This window comes from Pseudomonas sp. H3_C08, assembly GCF_054669455.1.
Map to the genome: position 1 here is coordinate 6,510,849 of NZ_CP162803.1, position 18,739 is coordinate 6,529,587.

General features: G+C 61.1%; 15 protein-coding genes and 1 pseudogene. 9 read left to right on the forward strand and 7 right to left on the reverse strand.

Annotation, left to right across the window (positions count from 1 at the left end; genetic code table 11):
• Positions 1-156 precede the first annotated feature (156 nt).
• The 7 genes from AB4N74_RS29500 to AB4N74_RS29530 form a co-directional block, all read right to left on the reverse strand.
• On the reverse strand, positions 157-1,581 hold the full coding sequence (locus AB4N74_RS29500) for a gamma-aminobutyraldehyde dehydrogenase (protein ID WP_093436754.1): 1,425 nt from the start codon (positions 1,579-1,581) through the stop codon (positions 157-159).
• Positions 1,582-1,746: 165 nt separating this feature from the next.
• Positions 1,747-2,571: an ABC transporter permease gene (locus tag AB4N74_RS29505; protein WP_093436751.1), complete on the reverse strand. Its 825-nt coding sequence runs from the start codon at positions 2,569-2,571 to the stop codon at positions 1,747-1,749.
• Entirely contained in the window at positions 2,561-3,481 is a 921-nt protein-coding gene (locus AB4N74_RS29510; protein ID WP_007908947.1) for an ABC transporter permease, read from the reverse strand. The genes AB4N74_RS29505 and AB4N74_RS29510 overlap by 11 nt, the downstream gene beginning before the upstream one ends.
• A gap of 16 nt (positions 3,482-3,497) precedes the next feature.
• A complete protein-coding gene (locus AB4N74_RS29515) occupies positions 3,498-4,535 on the reverse strand; it encodes an ABC transporter ATP-binding protein (RefSeq protein ID WP_427120496.1) in 1,038 nt (345 codons plus the stop codon).
• A 276-nt stretch (positions 4,536-4,811) separates the two neighbouring features.
• Complete coding sequence (gene ydcS, locus AB4N74_RS29520; RefSeq protein WP_099758096.1) at positions 4,812-5,963, reverse strand: putative ABC transporter substrate-binding protein YdcS; 1,152 nt, start codon at positions 5,961-5,963, stop codon at positions 4,812-4,814.
• 83 nt (positions 5,964-6,046) lie between these two features.
• On the reverse strand, positions 6,047-7,504 hold the full coding sequence (locus AB4N74_RS29525) for a gamma-aminobutyraldehyde dehydrogenase (protein ID WP_095050362.1): 1,458 nt from the start codon (positions 7,502-7,504) through the stop codon (positions 6,047-6,049).
• 131 nt (positions 7,505-7,635) lie between these two features.
• Positions 7,636-8,550, reverse strand: a complete 915-nt coding sequence (locus AB4N74_RS29530) for a LysR family transcriptional regulator (protein WP_093436738.1) — start codon at positions 8,548-8,550, stop codon at positions 7,636-7,638.
• Between the two features lie 177 nt (positions 8,551-8,727).
• On the opposite strand from AB4N74_RS29530, the gene AB4N74_RS29535 reads away from it, so the two are divergent.
• The 9 genes and pseudogenes from AB4N74_RS29535 to AB4N74_RS29575 all read left to right on the forward strand — a co-directional run.
• A complete protein-coding gene (locus AB4N74_RS29535) occupies positions 8,728-9,450 on the forward strand; it encodes a tellurite resistance TerB family protein (protein WP_093436735.1) in 723 nt (240 codons plus the stop codon).
• A 292-nt stretch (positions 9,451-9,742) separates the two neighbouring features.
• Positions 9,743-11,365 (forward strand): methyl-accepting chemotaxis protein, encoded by a 1,623-nt coding sequence (locus tag AB4N74_RS29540; protein WP_099758097.1) that lies wholly within the window; start codon positions 9,743-9,745, stop codon positions 11,363-11,365.
• Positions 11,365-11,901 carry a chemotaxis protein CheW gene (locus AB4N74_RS29545; RefSeq protein ID WP_116254587.1) on the forward strand — a complete coding sequence of 179 codons (537 nt, stop codon included), beginning with the start codon at positions 11,365-11,367 and terminating at the stop codon, positions 11,899-11,901. Before AB4N74_RS29540 ends, AB4N74_RS29545 begins: the two co-directional genes overlap by 1 nt.
• Positions 11,898-13,169: a CheR family methyltransferase gene (locus AB4N74_RS29550; protein WP_460097956.1), complete on the forward strand. Its 1,272-nt coding sequence runs from the start codon at positions 11,898-11,900 to the stop codon at positions 13,167-13,169. Before AB4N74_RS29545 ends, AB4N74_RS29550 begins: the two co-directional genes overlap by 4 nt.
• Positions 13,166-13,849: a chemotaxis protein CheW gene (locus tag AB4N74_RS29555; RefSeq protein WP_093436721.1), complete on the forward strand. Its 684-nt coding sequence runs from the start codon at positions 13,166-13,168 to the stop codon at positions 13,847-13,849. Before AB4N74_RS29550 ends, AB4N74_RS29555 begins: the two co-directional genes overlap by 4 nt.
• Positions 13,846-16,134 (forward strand): response regulator, encoded by a 2,289-nt coding sequence (locus AB4N74_RS29560; RefSeq protein WP_460097957.1) that lies wholly within the window; start codon positions 13,846-13,848, stop codon positions 16,132-16,134. The genes AB4N74_RS29555 and AB4N74_RS29560 overlap by 4 nt, the downstream gene beginning before the upstream one ends.
• A complete protein-coding gene (cheB, locus tag AB4N74_RS29565; RefSeq protein WP_093436715.1) occupies positions 16,131-17,141 on the forward strand; it encodes a chemotaxis response regulator protein-glutamate methylesterase in 1,011 nt (336 codons plus the stop codon). The genes AB4N74_RS29560 and cheB overlap by 4 nt, the downstream gene beginning before the upstream one ends.
• A 48-nt stretch (positions 17,142-17,189) precedes the next feature.
• Positions 17,190-18,191, forward strand: coding sequence for a diguanylate cyclase domain-containing protein (locus tag AB4N74_RS29570; RefSeq protein ID WP_414926621.1), 1,002 nt, complete (start codon positions 17,190-17,192; stop codon positions 18,189-18,191).
• 442 nt (positions 18,192-18,633) lie between these two features.
• Positions 18,634-18,739, forward strand: a pseudogene (locus AB4N74_RS29575) (hypothetical protein); the annotation flags it as partial.

Below are 18,739 nucleotides of genomic sequence, written 5' to 3' on the forward strand. Positions count from 1 at the left end.
CCGGTTCGGTAGTTATTGTTAGGTGTGGAATCCTGGTGGTGCGTAGTGCCGGTTTCTTTCCTGATACCGGGGTGACGCCTTCGCGAGCAGGCTCGCTCCCACATTTGGAATACTTACTCCTGTGGGCGCGAGCCTGCTCGCGAAGCTTTTAAAGGCTTAGTGCTTGAACATCACATGCCGAACCGTGGTGTAGTCCTCCAGTCCATACATCGACATGTCTTTCCCGTAACCAGACAATTTCTGACCGCCATGGGGCATTTCGCTGACAAGCATGAAGTGCGTATTCACCCACGTGCAGCCGTACTGCAACCGCGCCGACATGCGATGCGCGCGTCCTACATCTGCCGTCCACACGGAGGAGGCGAGGCCGTAGTCGGAATCGTTAGCCCATTCCAACGCCTGCGCTTCATCAGTGAACTTGGTCACTGAAACCACCGGCCCAAACACTTCGCGGCGGACGATTTCGTCGTCCTGCTGCGCATCGGCCAACACCGTCGGCTCGAAGAAGAAGCCGTTACCGTCAACAGCCTTACCGCCAGTGATCAAACGAATGTGCGGCTGCGCCACAGCACGCTCGACAAACCCGGCAACGCGGTCGCGATGTTGCGCGGTGATCAACGGCCCCAGTTCAGTCGACGGATCATCCTGCAAGCCATACTTGATGCTGCTGACCGCCGCGCCGAGCTTCTCGACGAATTTGTCGTAAATGCCTTGCTGCGCGTAGATCCGACAGGCCGCCGTGCAATCCTGCCCGGCGTTGTAGAAACCGAAGGTGCGAATGCCTTCCACCGCCGCATCGATATCGGCGTCATCGAAGATGATTACCGGCGCTTTACCGCCCAGTTCCATGTGCATGCGTTTAACGCTGTCGGCGGTGCTGGAAATGATGTTGGCGCCTGTGGCGATCGAACCGGTCAGCGAAACCATGCGCACTTTCGGGTGCGTAACCAATGGGCTGCCAACGGTAGGACCGCGACCAAACACCAGATTGAGTACACCGGCCGGGAATATTTCCGACGCCAGTTCAGCCAGACGCAACGCGGTCAGAGGCGTTTGCTCTGACGGTTTGAGCACCACGGTATTACCGGCCGCCAGTGCCGGGGCGATTTTCCAGGCGACCATCATCAGCGGGTAGTTCCACGGCGCAATGGAGGCGATCACGCCCACCGGATCGCGGCGGATCATCGAGGTGTGGCCGGGCAGGTATTCGCCAGCGGCCGAGCCGCTCATGCAACGGCTGGCGCCGGCGAAGAAACGGAACACGTCGGCAATCGCCGGAATCTCGTCGTTGAGCGCGGCACTGTAGGGTTTGCCGCAGTTGTCGGATTCGAGCTTGGCCAGTTCTTCGCCGTGGGCTTCGATGGCGTCGGCGAGTTTGAGCAGCAGTAGCGAACGGTCTTTCGGCGCGGTTTGCGACCAGTCGGCGAACGCGTTGTCGGCAGCGCGTACGGCGGCGTCGACCTGAGCTTCAGTGGCTTCGTTGATCTCCACCAGGACTTCGCCGCGCGAGGGGTTGAGCACCGGTTGTGCCGGGCCTTCGCCGTTGACCAGTTGGCCGTTGATCAAGAGTTTGGTTTGCATGTCTGTTGTCCTCACTAATACTTTTATTGTTCTGGCCGAATCGATAACCCTGTGGGAGCGAGCTTGCTCGCGAAAGCGGTGTGTCAGTCGACATCAATGTCGGATGTGACGGCCTCTTCGCGAGCAAGCTCGCTCCCACAGGGGAAAGTGGTGTCTTTCAGATGTTTATTTGCCGCCGCTACCGGCAACGCTTTCGCCACCCCGGGTCAGGTAATAAGCGCCCAAAATCGGCAGCATCGTCACCATCATCACCAGCATCGCGACGACATTGGTCACCGGCACATCCCGTGGGCGGCTGAGCTGGTTGAGCAGCCACAACGGCAACGTGCGTTCATGCCCGGCGGTAAACGTGGTGACGATGATTTCGTCGAACGACAGCGCAAACGCCAACATGCCGCCGGCCAGCAGCGCCGAGCCAAGGTTCGGCAGGATGATGTAGCGAAACGTCTGCCAGCCATCGGCGCCGAGGTCCATCGAGGCCTCGATCAAACTGTGCGAAGTGCGGCGCAGGCGGGCGATGACGTTGTTGTAGACGATCACCACGCAGAAGGTCGCGTGGCCGACGATGATGGTGAACATCCCCGGTTCGATCCCCAGCGTCTTGAAGGTTGCCAGCAGCGCGATCCCGGTGATGATCCCCGGCAATGCGATCGGCAGGATCAGCATCAGCGAGATGCCCTGCTTGCCGAAGAAATCCCGGCGATAAAGCGCGGCTGACGCGAGCGTACCGAGCACCATGGCAATCAACGTGGCGATGGCTGCGATCTGCAATGAAAGCTTGATCGCCTCCAGAACATCCGGCCGCGAAAACGCCACGCTGAACCAGTGCAGCGTGAAGCCCTTCGGCGGAAAGCTGAACGCGGCTTCTTCAGTGTTGAAGGCGTAAAGGAAGATGATCAGGATCGGGAAGTGCAAAAATACCAACCCGCCCCAGGCTGCGATTTTTAAGCCCAGTGAGGCCTGCCCTTGTGATGAAGAGTCAGAGCGCATCGAAAGCCCCCAGTCGTTTGACAATGGACAGGTAAACCGCGATCAACACAATCGGCACCAACGTAAACGCCGCCGCCATAGGCATATTGCCAATCGCCCCCTGCTGCGCGTAGACCATGCTGCCGACAAAGTAGCCCGGTGGCCCGACCAGTTGCGGCACGATGAAATCGCCCAAGGTCAGCGAAAACGTAAAGATCGAACCGGCCGCAATGCCCGGAATCGACAGCGGCAGAATCACCTGCATAAAGGTCTGGCGCGGCTTGGCGCCGAGGTCGGCAGAAGCCTGCAACAGCGACGGCGGCAGACGTTCCAGCGACGCCTGAATCGGCAGAATCATGAACGGCAGCCAGATGTACACAAACACCATGAACCGCCCCAGATGCGAGGTCGACAAGGTGCTGCCACCGACGCCGGGAATCCCCAGAATGAACTGCAACACCGGCTCCAATCCAAGGTGTTGCACAAACCACTGCGCCACGCCTCCCTTGGCCAACAGCAACGTCCACGCATACGCCTTGACGATATAACTGGCCCACATCGGCATCATCACCGCGATGTAGAAAAACGCCTTGGTCTTGCCGGTGGTGTAGCGCGCCATGTAGTAGGCAATCGGGAACGCGACGATGGCGCTGGCGATCGACACAACGATGGCCATGCTTAGCGTGCGCAGGATGATGTCGAAGTTCGACGGCTGAAACAGTGCGGCAAAATTTGCCAGGGTCAGGTCGGGAGTGACCGCCATGGTGAAGTCGTCGAAGGTGTAGAAACCTTGCCACAGCAGCACCAGCAACGAGCCGAGATAAATCGCGCCAAACCACAGCAGCGGCGGCACCAGCAGCATCGACAGATACAGGTTCGGCTTGCGATAGAGCAGGTTGGAAAACCTGCGCAACGGCGGCGATGCAGTCATCGCGATCGTGCTCATGTCACACCCCGCTCGCCACGGTGTCGTGCAGTGCAATCATCGCTTCCCGCGCCCAACGCGCGCTCAGGCGCTGGCCGGTCTGGTGCTGCGCGCTGCTGTCGACCCACTGAGTGTTGGCGTGGCTGATGCTCAGGGTCTGGCCGTTTTCCAGTTTCAATTCATAGCGCGTGGCGCTGCCCTGATATTGGATGTCGTGGAGTAGCCCGCTGACTTCGATTTCGTGGCTGGCCAATGGGCCTTCGGCAAACCGCACGTGTTCCGGGCGGATCGAAAACGGCTGCGGATGGCCGCTGATCTGGCGCGCCAGATCGCCACGAATCACATTCGAGGTGCCGACGAATTCGGCGACGAAAGTGGTGGTCGGTTTCATGTACAGATTGCGCGGCGTGTCGACCTGCTCGATGCGGCCCTTGTTGAACACGGCGACGCGATCGGACATCGACAGCGCTTCGGTTTGATCGTGAGTGACGAAGATGAAAGTGATGCCGAGCTGGCGTTGCAGCTTCTTCAGTTCGCTCTGCATTTGTTCGCGCAGTTTCAGGTCGAGGGCGCCAAGCGGCTCATCGAGCAACAGCACACGCGGGCGATTGACCAAGGCGCGGGCGAGGGCGACACGTTGGCGCTGACCGCCGGACAACTGCACCGGTTTGCGTGCGCCGTAACCGCCGAGGGCGACCATGTCCAAAGCTTCTTCGGCGCGTTTATGCCGTTCGGTTTTGCCGATGCCTTTGACCTTCAAACCGTAGGCGACGTTGTCGAGGACGTTCATGTGCGGGAACAGCGCGTAATCCTGAAACACTGTATTGACGTCACGTTGATACGGCGGCAAACCGGCCGCCTCGGCCCCGTGAATGCGGATCGAACCGGCGCTCGGTTGTTCGAACCCGGCGATCAGCCGCAGGCAGGTGGTTTTGCCCGAGCCGGATGGGCCGAGCATGGAAAAGAACTCGCCGTCCTCGATATCGATGGAAACCCGGTCAACGGCTTTTACGTCGCCGAACTGCCGGGAAACGTTGGTGAACTGGACTGCAAGCGTCATGGTGCGGTGCTCCAAAAAGGCGACAGCCGTCGCAGCGGCCCTGCCTGGACTTCTGAAAAATCTGAAACGTTTTACGGTTTGCTTGGCTCACACATTCGGCGGACGAGATGCGATCTGCTTTTAGCTCCCTCTCCCTCCGGGAGAGGGCGGGGGGTGAGGGTGGCTTATTGGCCGTTGCTCTGAAGTCAAAGGCAAGGTCAAAAGCTACCCCCTCACCCCAGCCCTCCCCCCAGGGGGGCGAGGGGGAAAGGGAGCAGACCGCGTCGTTATTGAGAGCTAGCGGCCGCCCATGATCGCGATGTAGTCCTGGGTCCAGCGGCTATACGGCACAAATTTGCCACCCTCGGCCTGCGGGGTTTTCCAGAAGGCGATCTTGTCGAACTGGTCGAAACCGTTGGTCTTGCAACCTTCAGCGCCAAGCAACTCACTTTCTTTGCACGCCGCAGGAACGGCCGGCAACGAACCAAACCACGCCGCCACATCGCCCTGGACTTTCGGTTTCAGCGACCAGTCCATCCACTTGTACGCGCAGTTCGGGTGCTTGGCTTCGGCGTGGAGCATGGTGGTGTCGGCCCAGCCGGTGGCCCCTTCTTTGGGAATGGTCGAAGCAATCGGCTGTTTCTCGTTCATCAGGCCGTTGACCTGATACGGCCAGGCGCTGGAGGCGACCACGCCTTCGTTTTTGAAGTCGCTCATCTGCACCGTGGTGTCGTGCCAGTAGCGGTGGATCAGCGGCTGCTGTGCGCGCAACAGATCAAGCACGGCTTTGTACTGATCTTCGGTCAGTTGATACGGATCCTTGATTCCCAGTTCAGGCTTGGTCGACTTCAGATACAGCGCCGCATCTGCGATGTAGATCGGGCCGTCATACGCCTGCACGCGGCCCTTGTTCGGCTTGCCGTCGGGCAGATCCTGAGCGGTGAACACCACGTTCCAACTGGTCGGCGCAGTCTTGAACACGTTGGTGTTGTACATCAGCACGTTCGGTCCCCACTGGTACGGGGTGCCGTAAGTCTGCTGGTTGACCACGTACCACGGCGCATCTTTCAGGCGCGGGTCGAGGGTGTTCCAGTTCGGGATCAACGCGGTGTTGATCGGTTGCACACGCTTGCCGACGATCAACCGCAGTGAGGCATCGCCTGATGCGGTGACCAGGTCGTAACCGCCCTTGGCCATCAGGCTGACCATTTCGTCCGAGGTAGCGGCGGTTTTCACATTGACCTTGCAGCCGGTCTCTTTCTCGAAACCGGTCACCCAGTCATAGGCCTTGTCGCTCTCACCACGTTCGATGTAACCCGGCCACGCAACGATATCCAGCTGACCTTCGCCAGCACCGACAGCCTTTAACGGCTCGGCCGCTTGCAGGCTGGCGCTGGCCAGCAGGGCCGTGGTGATTGCACTGAGCAGTGCGGTCTTGTGCACGAACATGGTTGAACCCTCTTCTTTAAATTATGGTCGGGGCAGTTGTGAACGCGGTGAAGCATGCCGTTGGCGGCTTGTTATTAGCGTAGTCAGAGATGCTGGCCGTGGCGGGCCATGATGTGCCGCACCACGCTGTAGTCCTGCAACGAATCACTGGATAAGTCTTTGCCGTAACCGGAGCGCTTCAGCCCGCCGTGGGGCATTTCGCTGACCAGCATGAAATGACTGTTGATCCACGTGCAGCCGTACTGCAAGCGCGCGGCAACCTGCATGGCCTTGTCGAGATTCTGCGTCCAGACCGACGAGGCGAGGCCGTATTCGGAGTCGTTGGCCCAGTCGACGGCCTGCGCGAGTTCGTCGAAACGGGTCACGGTGACCACCGGGCCGAACACTTCGCGCTGAACGATTTCGTCGCTCTGTTTGCAACCGGCGAGCAGCGTCGGCTGATAGTAGAAACCGGCACCGGAGTGCACCGCCGCACCGGTCACGCGTTCGATGTGCGGCTGGCCGAGGGCGCGCTCGACGAAACTGGCGACGCGGTCGCGCTGACGGGTGCTGATCAGCGGGCCGATCTCATTATCGGCATCACGTTTGCCGGCGAAGCGCAGGCTGCTGACGGCGGCGCCGAGTTCGGCGACCAATTTGTCGTGAATCCCGGCCTGCGCGTAGATCCGGCAGGCAGCGGTGCAGTCCTGCCCGGCGTTGTAGTAACCGTAAGTGCGCACGCCATCGACCACGGCCTGGATGTCGGCGTCGTTGCAGACGATCACCGGGGCTTTGCCGCCGAGTTCGAGGTGCGTGCGTTTCAGGGTTTTCGCGGCGGCCTGGAGGATTTTCTGGCCGGTGACGATATCGCCGGTCAGCGAGACCATGCGCACCTTGGCGTGGCCGACCAAATGGCTGCCGACGCCTTCGCCGCCACCGCAGATGATGTTGATGACCCCGCGCGGGAGGATTTCGGCCAGCGCTGGCGCCAGAGCGAGGATCGACAGCGGCGTGTGTTCGGACGGTTTGAACACCAGCGTGTTGCCGGCGGCGAGGGCCGGGGCGATTTTCCACGCGGCCATCATGATCGGGTAGTTCCACGGCGCAATCGAAGCGACCACGCCAATCGGGTCGCGACGGACCATGCTGGTGTAGCCCGGCAGGTATTCGCCGCTGAGCTGACCGGTCTGGCAGCGTACGGCGCCAGCGAAGAAACGGAACACATCGACCGTCGCGGTCAAATCGTCCTGACGCGCCAGGTGCAACGGCTTGCCGCAGTTCAGCGATTCGAGGCGGGCGAGGTGGTCGGCGTGTTTTTCCACGGCGTTGGCGATCTCGAGCAACAGGTTCGAACGTTGCTGCGGCGTGGTGCGCGACCACTCGGCAAAGGCGCGGTGGGCGGCGAGGATGGCGGCTTCGACTTGCTCGGTGCTGGCTTCGGCGATGTGCGTGAGGATTTCGCCGGTGGCCGGATTGAGAATCGGCTCGACAAAACCTTCCCCGGCGACCAGTTCGCCATCAATCAACAACGCGGTACACATCGGGGTCTGCGCGCCAGCCATTTTCCGCGATCTCTTTTCTTGTGTGGCCATTGTTGCTCCCTGAAACCGGGAGCCGACCGTCTTATAGATGCAGCAAGACTAGTGCGCGGCTCCGAGGTCGACAAATACTAAATACTGAAGGCAGCATTCGATTAAATAGATGGCTTGCGCCCGCCGTGGGGTTGCTCGCGTGCGACAGTCAGGAATGGGTCGACCAATGTGGGACGCGCGGTGCCACGGCGCCAGGCCAGACCGACGTCCAAGGTCTGATTGAGGTCGGCGATCGGACGCGCTTCGATGATGTCGCCCTCCAGCGACCATGGGCGATAAGTCATGTCCGGCTGGATCGACACGCCCAATCCGGCGGCGACCAGACTTCGCACGGCCTCGGTGGACGCGGTTCTCAGAGTGATTTTCGGTTGCAGCCCGGAACCGCGCCAGAAACGCTGGGCGTTGCGATCCATTTCATCGACGTTAAGTTGAATCAACGGTTCGCGGGCGACGTCGGCGAGATTGATGCTGTCGTGCTCCAGCAGTGGATGCTGGGCCGGGAGCCACAAACGGTGCGGTGAGTGGGTCAGTACTTCAGTCTGCAAAGCGTGGCGATCTTCGAGGTTGGAGAGGATCAATACGCCGACATCGATCTCGCCACTGACCAGCAAATGCTCGATGTAGGGCCGTTCGTCTTCCATCACGCGGATTTCGACGTTGGGGTAGGCGCGCTGAAAACGGGTGAGCAGATCCGCCAGGTAATAACCGGCGACCAGACTGGTTACGCCGACGATCAACTGCCCGGCAACCTGATCGGTACTCTGTTGCAGGCTGCGTTTGGCGTTGTCCACGGTCGCCAGAATCAGGTGCGCCTGGCGTAGGAATTGATGACCTTGGTGTGTCAGCGTCATGCCCTTGGCGTGGCGGCTGAACAGGCTGACGCCGATTTCCTCTTCCAGTTGCTGGATCGCCAGGGTCAGGGTCGATTGGGATATGAACGCGGTTTGCGCGGCGGCGGAGATCGAGCCGGTCTCGGCCACGGCGATGAAGTGACGAATCTGACGCAGGGTCATCATGAGAAGGGCTACCCAGTGGGCGGTTTTTATAGATTGGCCTGAGTGTATATCTATTTTCACGAAGGGCTGCTGCAGGGCGAGCAACATCTGGAAGCACACTCGCAGGTCGGACAGGGGCACTTTCGAACTAGGCTGAGGGCCTTATAGATCCGGATAACCCCTGTTTGGAGGCGGAACATGAACACCCGTGGATTGCTCGATCAACTGCTCAAGTCCGGCCAGGATCTATTGCAGAACAAGGCTGGCGGAACGCAGAACAAACCGGCTGCCGGTGGCTTGGGCGGTTTGCTCGGCGGCGCATCAGGCTCTGGTGGCCTCGGCAGTCTGCTGTCAGGTGCAGGTGGTGGTGCATTGGCCGCAGGTGCGATGGGCCTGCTGCTCGGTAACAAGAAAGTGCGCAAGGTCGGCGGCAAAGTTGCGATCTACGGCGGCCTCGCGGCGCTGGGTGTGTTGGCCTACAAGGCTTACGGCAACTACAACGCGCAAAAAGGCACAGCGCCACAAAGCGAGCCGCAAACCCTCGACCGCTTGCCACCGGCACAAGCCGAACAGCACAGTCAGGCCATTCTCAAAGCACTGGTGGCGGCCGCCAAGGCTGACGGCCATATCGATGACCGTGAACGCCAACTGATCGAAGGCGAATTCACCAAACTCGACAACGATCAGGAACTGCAACACTGGCTGCACGCCGAGCTCAACAAACCCTTGGACCCGACCGACGTCGCCCGGGCCGCGAGCACGCCGGAGATGGCGGCAGAAATGTACATCGCCAGTGTGATGCTGGTGGATGAGGAAAGCTTTATGGAGAAGAGCTATCTGGATGAACTGGCGCGGCAACTGAAGCTGGAGCCGGGGTTGAAGGTGGAGTTGGAGAAGCAGGTGCGCATCGCATCGGTGTAAACCCGGCTGGCCCTTTCGCGAGCAAGCTCGCTCCCACAGGGGATTGCGTTCCAATGTGGGAGCGAGCTTGCTCGCCAAGGCATTTTCCGCCGCACCCCGGCGGCAATGACAGATCTATCGCCTCTTTTTGCCATTACCCCACTGGCACGCCCACCCGCAATTGTCGGACAGTCCTAGCCCAGAGCCCTCCCGCGACCAAGGCGGACAGGCCCGAGGGTTACAAAGCGTCTTATAAATGAAACACCGCCCTCGGCTATACTCCCCGCATTTCGACTAGGCACGAGGAATCACTGTGAAGAACTGGACGTTGCGCCAACGCATTTTGGCGAGCTTTGCGGTGATTATCGCCATCATGTTGCTGATGGTTGTCGTCTCTTATTCGCGGTTGCTGAAGATCGAGGCCAGTGAAAACAGCGTGCGTGATGACGCGATTCCCGGCGTCTATTACAGCTCGATGATCCGTGGCGCGTGGGTCGACAGTTACATGCAGACGCAAGAACTGCTCGGACTCAAGGAAGGTCAGGGGATTTCCAGCGAGGACGCGGCCGACTACAAGGCTTTCGAGGCGCGTTTGCAGGAGCAGATGGAGAACTATCGCAAGACGATGGCGACCGACGAGGATCGTCTCGAGTTTGCCGCGTTCGAGAAGTACCACGACGCCTACCTCCAGATTCAGGATGCCGTGCTGGACCTGCACAAGCGCAACCTGGAAGCGGACGCGGTCAGGATGTTCCACGAAAAGCTGACGCCAGCCTGGTATTCCGGGCGTATGAAGCTCAACGACATCATCGGCGAGAACAAGAGAGTCGCCGATCAGGCCATGAACAACATCGACGAGGCGGTGGCGGCGGCCAAGGTCAGCATGTTCGTCTCGCTGCTGGTGGCTGTGCTGGCGGCCGGTGCCTGCGGCTTGCTGTTGATGCGCGCGATCATGGCGCCGATGAACCGCATTGTGCAGATTCTCGAAACCATGCGTACCGGCGACCTCAGTTCGCGTCTCAACCTCGACCGCAAGGACGAGTTCGGCGCCGTCGAAACCGGCTTCAACGACATGATGACCGAGCTGACTGCGCTGGTATCCCAGGCGCAACGTTCGTCGGTGCAGGTCACCACCTCGGTGACCGAAATCGCTGCCACCTCCAAGCAACAACAAGCCACCGCTACCGAAACCGCCGCGACCACCACCGAGATCGGCGCGACTTCGCGCGAGATCGCCGCTACCTCGCGCGATCTGGTACGCACCATGACCGAAGTGTCCACCGCCGCCGATCAGGCCTCGGTGCTGGCCGGCTCCGGCCAGCAAGGCCTGGCGCGCATGGAAGACACCATGCACTCGGTGATGGGCGCGGCCGATCTGGTCAACGCCAAACTGGCGATCCTCAATGAGAAGGCCGGCAACATCAATCAGGTGGTGGTGACTATCGTCAAGGTTGCCGACCAGACCAACCTGTTGTCGCTCAACGCAGCGATTGAAGCCGAAAAGGCCGGTGAATACGGTCGCGGTTTTGCCGTGGTTGCCACCGAAGTGCGGCGTCTGGCGGATCAGACCGCTGTCGCCACTTACGACATCGAGCAAATGGTCCGTGAGATCCAGTCGGCGGTGTCGGCGGGTGTCATGGGCATGGACAAATTCTCCGAAGAAGTGCGCCGTGGCATGTCCGAAGTGCAGCAGGTCGGCGAGCAGTTGTCGCAGATCATCCATCAAGTGCAGGCGCTGGCGCCGCGGGTGTTGATGGTCAACGAAGGCATGCAGGCCCAGGCCACCGGCGCCGAGCAGATCAACCATGCGCTGGTGCAGTTGGGCGACGCCAGCAGCCAGACCGTCGAGTCGCTGCGTCAGGCCAGTTTCGCCATCGACGAACTGAGCCAGGTGGCCGTCGGGCTGCGCAGCGGCGTTTCGCGATTCAAAGTCTGATGAGCGAAATCCTCGCCAAACGCAGCGCCGCGCAGGTGGCGAAGCCGGCGTTATTCCTGCTGTTTCGCATCGGCAGCGAGCGCTACGCCTTGCGCGCCACCGAAGTGGCGGAAGTGCTGCCGCGCCTGCCGCTCAAGCCAATCGCCCGGGCGCCGCAGTGGGTCGCCGGGGTGTTCGCCTATCGCGGTGCGGTGGTGCCGGTGATCGACCTCAGCGCATTGACCTTCGGTCATCCCGCCGAGGCGCGCACCAGCACCCGTCTGGTATTGGTCAATTATCGGCCGGATGAAGCGCAACCCGCGCAATGGCTCGGGCTGATTCTCGAACAGGCCACCGACACCCTGCGTTGCCATCCGCAAGAGTTTCAGCCTTACGGCCTCGACAACCGCGCGGCGCCTTACCTCGGCCCGGTGCGTGAAGATGCCCAGGGATTGGTGCAATGGGTACGGGTCAATGACTTGCTCGATGACGCCGTGCGTACTTTGCTGTTCCCCGATCCGCCGCTGAGTCCGGCGCAGCTTGAGGCGCAGTCATGAGCAGTGATCAGCGCTTTTTCGACTTTCTCAAGGAGCGCATCGGCCTCGATGTGACCTCGGTTGGCCCGGCGATCATCGAGCGCGCTGTGCGCCAGCGCACGACACTCTCGCAAGCCGCGCATGCCGATGAGTATTGGCAATTGCTGCAAGGCTCGCGAGACGAACAACAGGCGCTGATCGAAGCGGTGATCGTCCCCGAGACGTGGTTTTTCCGTTATCCAGAGTCTTTTGCCACGCTGGGCAAACTGGCGCGCAATCGCCTCGCTGAACTGAACAATATGCGTGCTTTGCGCATTCTCAGCCTGCCATGTTCCACCGGCGAAGAACCCTATTCGATTGCCATGGCCTTGCTCGATGCCGGGCTCAAACCGCATCAGTTCAAGGTCGATGGCATGGACGTCAGCCCGCTGTCGGTGGAGAAGGCGCGGCGTGCGCTGTACGGCAAGAATTCGTTTCGCGGCCAGGATCTGGACTTTCGCGAATGGCACTTCACGCCTGAGCAGGACGGCCATCGGGTCAATGACTATGTGCGTGAGCAAGTGCGTTTGCAGGTCGGCAATGTGCTCGATCCGACGCTGCTGACCAGCGAGCCAGCGTTCGATTTCGTGTTCTGCCGCAACCTGCTGATCTATTTCGACCAGCCGACGCAGAAGCAGGTGTTCGAGGTGCTCAAGCGCCTGACCCATTTCGATGGCGTGCTGTTTATCGGCCCGGCCGAGGGCAGTTTGCTCGGGCGTCTGGGCATGCGTTCGATCGGTATCCCGCAATCCTTCGCGTTCAGTCGCCACAGCGATCCGCACCCCGAGCCGTTGCCAACGCCCAAGCCCATCGTGGTGCCGGTCAGCCAACCGCCTCGCAGCACGCAGCCAGCACCAGTGCGCACTCGACCGTTTGCCGCCGTAACGCCACTGCCGACCGCCAGCAAAAGTGCCAACCCGGATGCGGCGACCCTGCTGGCCAATATCGCCGCGCTGGCCAACGAAGGCAAAAGCGCTGAAGCCCGGGCGGCCTGCGAACAGTATTTGCGTAGCCATGAGCCGGTAGCTCAGGTGTTTTACTGGCTCGGTCTGCTCAGCGACGTCGCCGGCCTGACCCTCGAAGCTCAGGGCTTCTACCGCAAGGCGTTGTACCTCGAACCGCAACACCCTGAAGCGTTGATGCACCTGGCCGCGTTGTTGCAGGCTCAGGGCGATACAGCGGGTGCCAGACGATTGCAGGAGCGTGCCGCCCGCAGCGGCCGCACCGCCGACAGTGAGCGTAAACGATGATCCCGTCCGACACCTTGAACGTCACCCACGAAGACGCCCGGGCCATCGACGATTGCTGGAACCGCATCGGCATTCATGGCGACAAGTCCTGTCCGCTGCTCGAAGACCACATTCATTGCCGCAATTGTTCGGTGTATTCCGCCGCCGCCACGCGCCTGCTCGACCGTTATGCGTTGCAACAGGACGAACGCGACCCGGTGGCGATCGCTGTCGAAAGCGATGTGAAAACCCGCTCGCTACTGATGTTCCGGCTCGGTGAAGAATGGCTGGGGCTGGCGACGCGCAGCCTCGTCGAAGTCGCGCCACTGCAGGCGATTCATTCATTGCCGCACCAGCGCTCACGCGCATTGCTCGGTGTGGCCAATGTGCGTGGTGCGCTGGTGGCCTGCCTGTCGCTGGTTGAATTGCTCGATCTGGATGGCAACGCCGCGCCAGCCACCGGCGCGCGCATTATGCCGCGGATGCTGATCATCGCCGCCCGTGGCGGGCCGGTGGTGGTGCCGGTGGATGAGGTCGACGGTATTCATGCCATCGACGAGCGCATTCTTGATGCCGCCTCGCAATCCGGCGCGCAAGCCAGTGCCAAATACACCCGTGGTGTTCTGCAGTATCGCGGTCGGAGCCTGCGTTGGCTGGATGAAGAACAGCTGCTGTCCGCCGTGACCCGGAGCCTCACATGACCCCCGAGCAAATGCGCGACGCCTCGCTGCTTGAGCTGTTCAGCCTCGAAGCCGAAGCCCAGACCCAAGTGCTCAGCGCCGGATTGCTGGCCCTGGAGCGCAACCCGACCCAGGCCGATCAACTGGAATCGTGCATGCGCGCGGCGCATTCGCTCAAAGGCGCGGCGCGAATTGTTGGCATCGATAGCGGCGTCAGCGTCGCCCATGTCATGGAAGATTGCCTGGTCAGCGCGCAGGAAGGGCGCTTGTTGCTGCGGCCCGAACATATCGATGCGCTGTTGCAGGGCACCGATTTGCTGATGCGCATCGCTACACCGGCCAATGCGCCGCAGCCGAGCGATATTGAAACTTATGTGGCGTTGATGGCGGGTTTGCTCGATCTGTCGACGCCGCTGGCAGCGTTCGTTGCGCCGCCGATGGCCGAGTTGCAACTTCAAGCGCCGCCCGTATTTGAACTGACGCCAGCGCCGATCATCGAAGCACCGGTCGAACCCTCTGAACCGGCGCCACGCAAAAGCAAACGCACCACCGAAGGTGGCGAGCGGGTACTGCGGGTCACCGCTGAACGGCTGAACAGTTTGCTCGATCTGTCGAGCAAGTCGCTGGTGGAAACCCAGCGCCTCAAACCGCATCTGGCGACCATGCAGCGCCTCAAACGCATGCAGAACAACGGCTTGCGTGCGCTGGAAAATCTCAACGTGCACCTCAAGGAACACGCGCTGAGCCTTGAAGCGCTGGAAGCCTTGGAGGACGCGCGCCGTTTGCTCGCCGAATCCCAGCAATTGCTGAGCGAGAAAAACGCCGAACTCGACGAGTTCGCCTGGCAGGCCAGCCAGCGCGCACAAGTGCTCTACGACACGGCGTTGGCCTGCCGCATGCGGCCCTTTGCGGACGTGCTGACCGGTCAGGTGCGCATGGTCCGCGATCTGGGCCGCAGCCTCGGCAAGCAGGTACGGCTGGAGATCGAAGGCGAGAAAACCCAGGTCGATCGCGATGTGCTGGAAAAACTCGAAGCACCGCTGACGCATTTGCTGCGCAATGCGGTCGATCACGGCATCGAAACCCCGGAACAACGGCTGCTCAAGGGCAAACCGGAAGAAGGCTTGATCCGCCTGCGCGCCTCGCATCAGGCCGGTCTGCTAGTGCTGGAGTTGAGCGATGACGGCAATGGCGTCGACCTGGAGAAGGTCCGCCGCAGTATTGTCGAGCGGCAGTTATCTCCAGCCGAAACCGCTGCGCAACTGAGCGAAGAAGAACTGCTGACGTTCCTGTTCCTGCCCGGTTTCAGCTTGCGCGACACGGTCACCGAAGTGTCTGGACGGGGCGTTGGCCTCGATGCCGTTCAGCACATGGTTCGCCAGTTGCGCGGGGCCGTGGTGCTGGAGCAAACGGCGGGAGAGGGCAGTCGCTTTCATCTGGAAGTACCGCTGACCTTGTCGGTGGTGCGCAGTCTGGTGGTGGAAGTTGGCGAAGAGGCCTACGCCTTCCCGCTGGCGCACATCGAACGCATGTGTGATCTGGCGCCGGAGGACATCGTGCAGGTCGAAGGCCGTCAGCATTTCTGGCACGAAGGCCAGCACGTCGGGCTGGTTGCGGCCAGCCAGTTGCTCAACCGCCCGGCCAGCCAAAACAGTGGCGAAACCCTTAAAGTTGTGGTGATCCGTGAGCGCGATGCGGTTTACGGGGTTGCCGTGGAGCGCTTTATTGGCGAACGCACGCTGGTGGTCTTGCCGCTCGATGAGCGTCTGGGCAAAGTGCAGGACATCTCCGCCGGCGCCTTGCTTGATGACGGCTCGGTGGTGCTGATCGTCGACGTCGAAGACATGCTGCGCTCGGTGGACAAACTGCTCAATACCGGGCGCCTTGAGCGCATCGCGCGTCACGGCAATCAAGCTGCCGAGGCGGCGCGCAAGCGGGTGCTGGTGGTCGACGACTCGCTGACCGTGCGCGAGCTGCAACGCAAACTGCTGCTCAATCGCGGCTACGATGTCGCCGTGGCGGTGGACGGCATGGACGGCTGGAACGCGCTGCGTTCGGAGGACTTCGATTTGCTGATCACCGACATCGACATGCCGCGCATGGACGGCATCGAGCTGGTCACCCTGCTGCGCCGCGACAACCGTCTGCAATCGCTGCCGGTGATGGTTGTGTCATACAAGGATCGGGAAGAGGACCGCCGCCGTGGCCTCGATGCCGGCGCCGACTATTATTTAGCCAAAGCCAGTTTTCATGACGACGCCCTGCTCGACGCAGTGGTCGAGCTTATTGGAGGAGCGCGGGCATGAAGATCGCCATCGTCAACGACATGCCCATGGCGGTGGAGGCCCTGCGCCGGGCGCTGGCCTTCGAGCCGGCGCATCAGGTGGTCTGGGTCGCCCGCAATGGTGCCGAGGCAGTGCAACTGTGCGCTGAAAATACTCCGGATCTGATCCTGATGGATCTGATCATGCCGGTGATGGACGGCGTCGAAGCCACGCGCCGGATCATGGCCGAAACCCCGTGCGCGATCGTCATTGTGACGGTCGATCGCCAGCAGAACGTGCACCGGGTCTTCGAAGCCATGGGCCACGGCGCGCTGGACGTGGTCGATACCCCGGCGCTCGGCGCCGGCAATGCCCAGGAAGCGGCGGCGCCGTTGCTGCGCAAGATCCTCAATATCGGCTGGCTGATCGGCGAGAAACCCACGCGCTCGCGGCCGACGCCGACGGCCCAGCGCAGTTCTGCGTCGTGTCAGCGACTGGTGGCGATCGGCTCATCTGCAGGCGGGCCGGCGGCGCTGGAGGTGCTGCTCAAAGGCTTGCCCAAGGATTTCTCGGCGGCGATTGTGCTAGTGCAGCATGTCGATCAGGTCTTTGCTGCCGGCATGGCCGAATGGTTGGCCAGCGCCAGTGGCCTCGATGTGCGCCTGGCCCGTGAAGGCGAACCGCCGCAGGCCGGCGCCGTGTTGCTGGCCGGCACCAACCACCATATTCGCTTGTTGAAAAACGGCACGCTGGCCTACACCGCCGAGCCGGTCAACGAGATCTACCGCCCCTCTATCGATGTGTTTTTCGAAAGTGTCGCCAGTTATTGGAATGGCGACGCGATCGGGGTTTTATTGACCGGGATGGGACGCGACGGCGCGCAAGGGCTTAAGCTCATGCGCCAGCAGGGTTACTTGACCATCGCGCAGGATCAGCAAAGCAGTGCGGTGTACGGCATGCCCAAAGCCGCCGCGGCGATTGATGCCGCGGTTGAAATCCGTGCGCTGGAAAAGATAGCGCCACGATTGCTGGAGGTTTTTCCCAAATGAACAGGTTTATCCGCAATCCTGGCCCCCGCAGTACTCAGGTGACCGCCCATGAATGACTTACAGATCGACGACATTAAAACCGACGAAAACGCCGCCATGGTGTTGTTGGTGGACGATCAAGCGATGATCGGCGAAGCGGTGCGCCGTGGGCTGTCGAATCAAGAAAACATCGACTTCCACTTCTGCTCCGACCCGCAGCAGGCCATTGCCCAGGCGGTGCGGATCAAACCGACGGTGATCCTCCAGGACCTGGTGATGCCCGGCCTCGATGGCCTGAGCCTGGTGCGCGAATACCGCAATCACCCGGCGACCAAGGACATTCCGATCATCGTCCTGTCGACCAAGGAAGACCCGCTGATCAAGAGCGCGGCGTTCTCCGCCGGCGCCAACGATTATCTGGTGAAACTGCCGGACACCATCGAACTGGTGGCGCGCATCCGCTATCACTCGCGCTCGTACATGACCTTGCTGCAGCGGGATGCCGCGTACCGCGCGCTGCGCGTCAGCCAGCAGCAATTGCTCGACACCAATCTGGTGCTGCAACGCCTGATGAACTCCGACGGCCTGACCGGGCTGTCCAACCGCCGGCACTTCGACGAGTACCTGGAACTGGAGTGGCGCCGCTCACTGCGGGAACAGAGTCAGTTGTCGCTGTTGATGATCGACGTCGATTACTTCAAGTCCTACAACGACAGCTTTGGTCACGTTGAAGGTGATGAAGCGTTACGCAAGGTCGCCACGGCGATCCGCGAGGCCAGCGCACGACCGTCGGATCTGCCGGCGCGTTATGGCGGTGAGGAGTTTGTGCTGGTGCTGCCGAACACCTCGCCGGGCGGCGCGCGGCTGGTCGCGGAGAAGCTACGGCAGACCGTGGCGTCGCTGAAGATTCCGCACAATACCCCGGGGGAGGGCGCGAGCCTGACCATCAGCATCGGTCTGGCGACCATGGTGCCGCAGGCGGGCAGTGATTGCCGTTTGCTGATCTCGGCGGCGGATCGTGGCCTTTACCTGGCTAAAAACAACGGGCGTAACCAGGTCGGGATCGAGTAACGGCTTTCCCTCACCCCAGCCCTCTCCCGGAGGGAGAGGGGGCCGACCGAGGTGTCTGGCGCTGTACATCGACCTGATCGACCGAGTCGATTATGGATCTTCAAGCTTGGCGATCATGGATTCGGCAAAGCCATTTCACGTCGGCGTATCTCCCGAATATCCCCCGATCAGTCCCCTCTACCTCTGGGAGAGGGCTAGGGTGAGGGCAGGCCCATACGCCAATTTCCGCCTGAAAGCCTTGGCGATTATGGATTCGGCAAAGCCCTTTCACGTCGGCGTACCTCCCGAATATCCCCCAATCGGCCCCCTCTACCTCTGGGAGAGGGTTAGGGTGAGGGCAAAGGTTTTAATGATCCCCACACCCGCCAGACGGGCTGCCGTCACAGCCTGATTACGTTATACTCGCCGGCTTTCAAAAGTTCGCCAACGAGTGCTGCCCGTCATGGAAATCAACCCGATCCTGAACACCATCAAGGACCTGTCCGAGCGCTCCGAAACTATTCGGGGGTATCTTTGACTACGATCAAAAGCATGAGCGTCTGACCGAA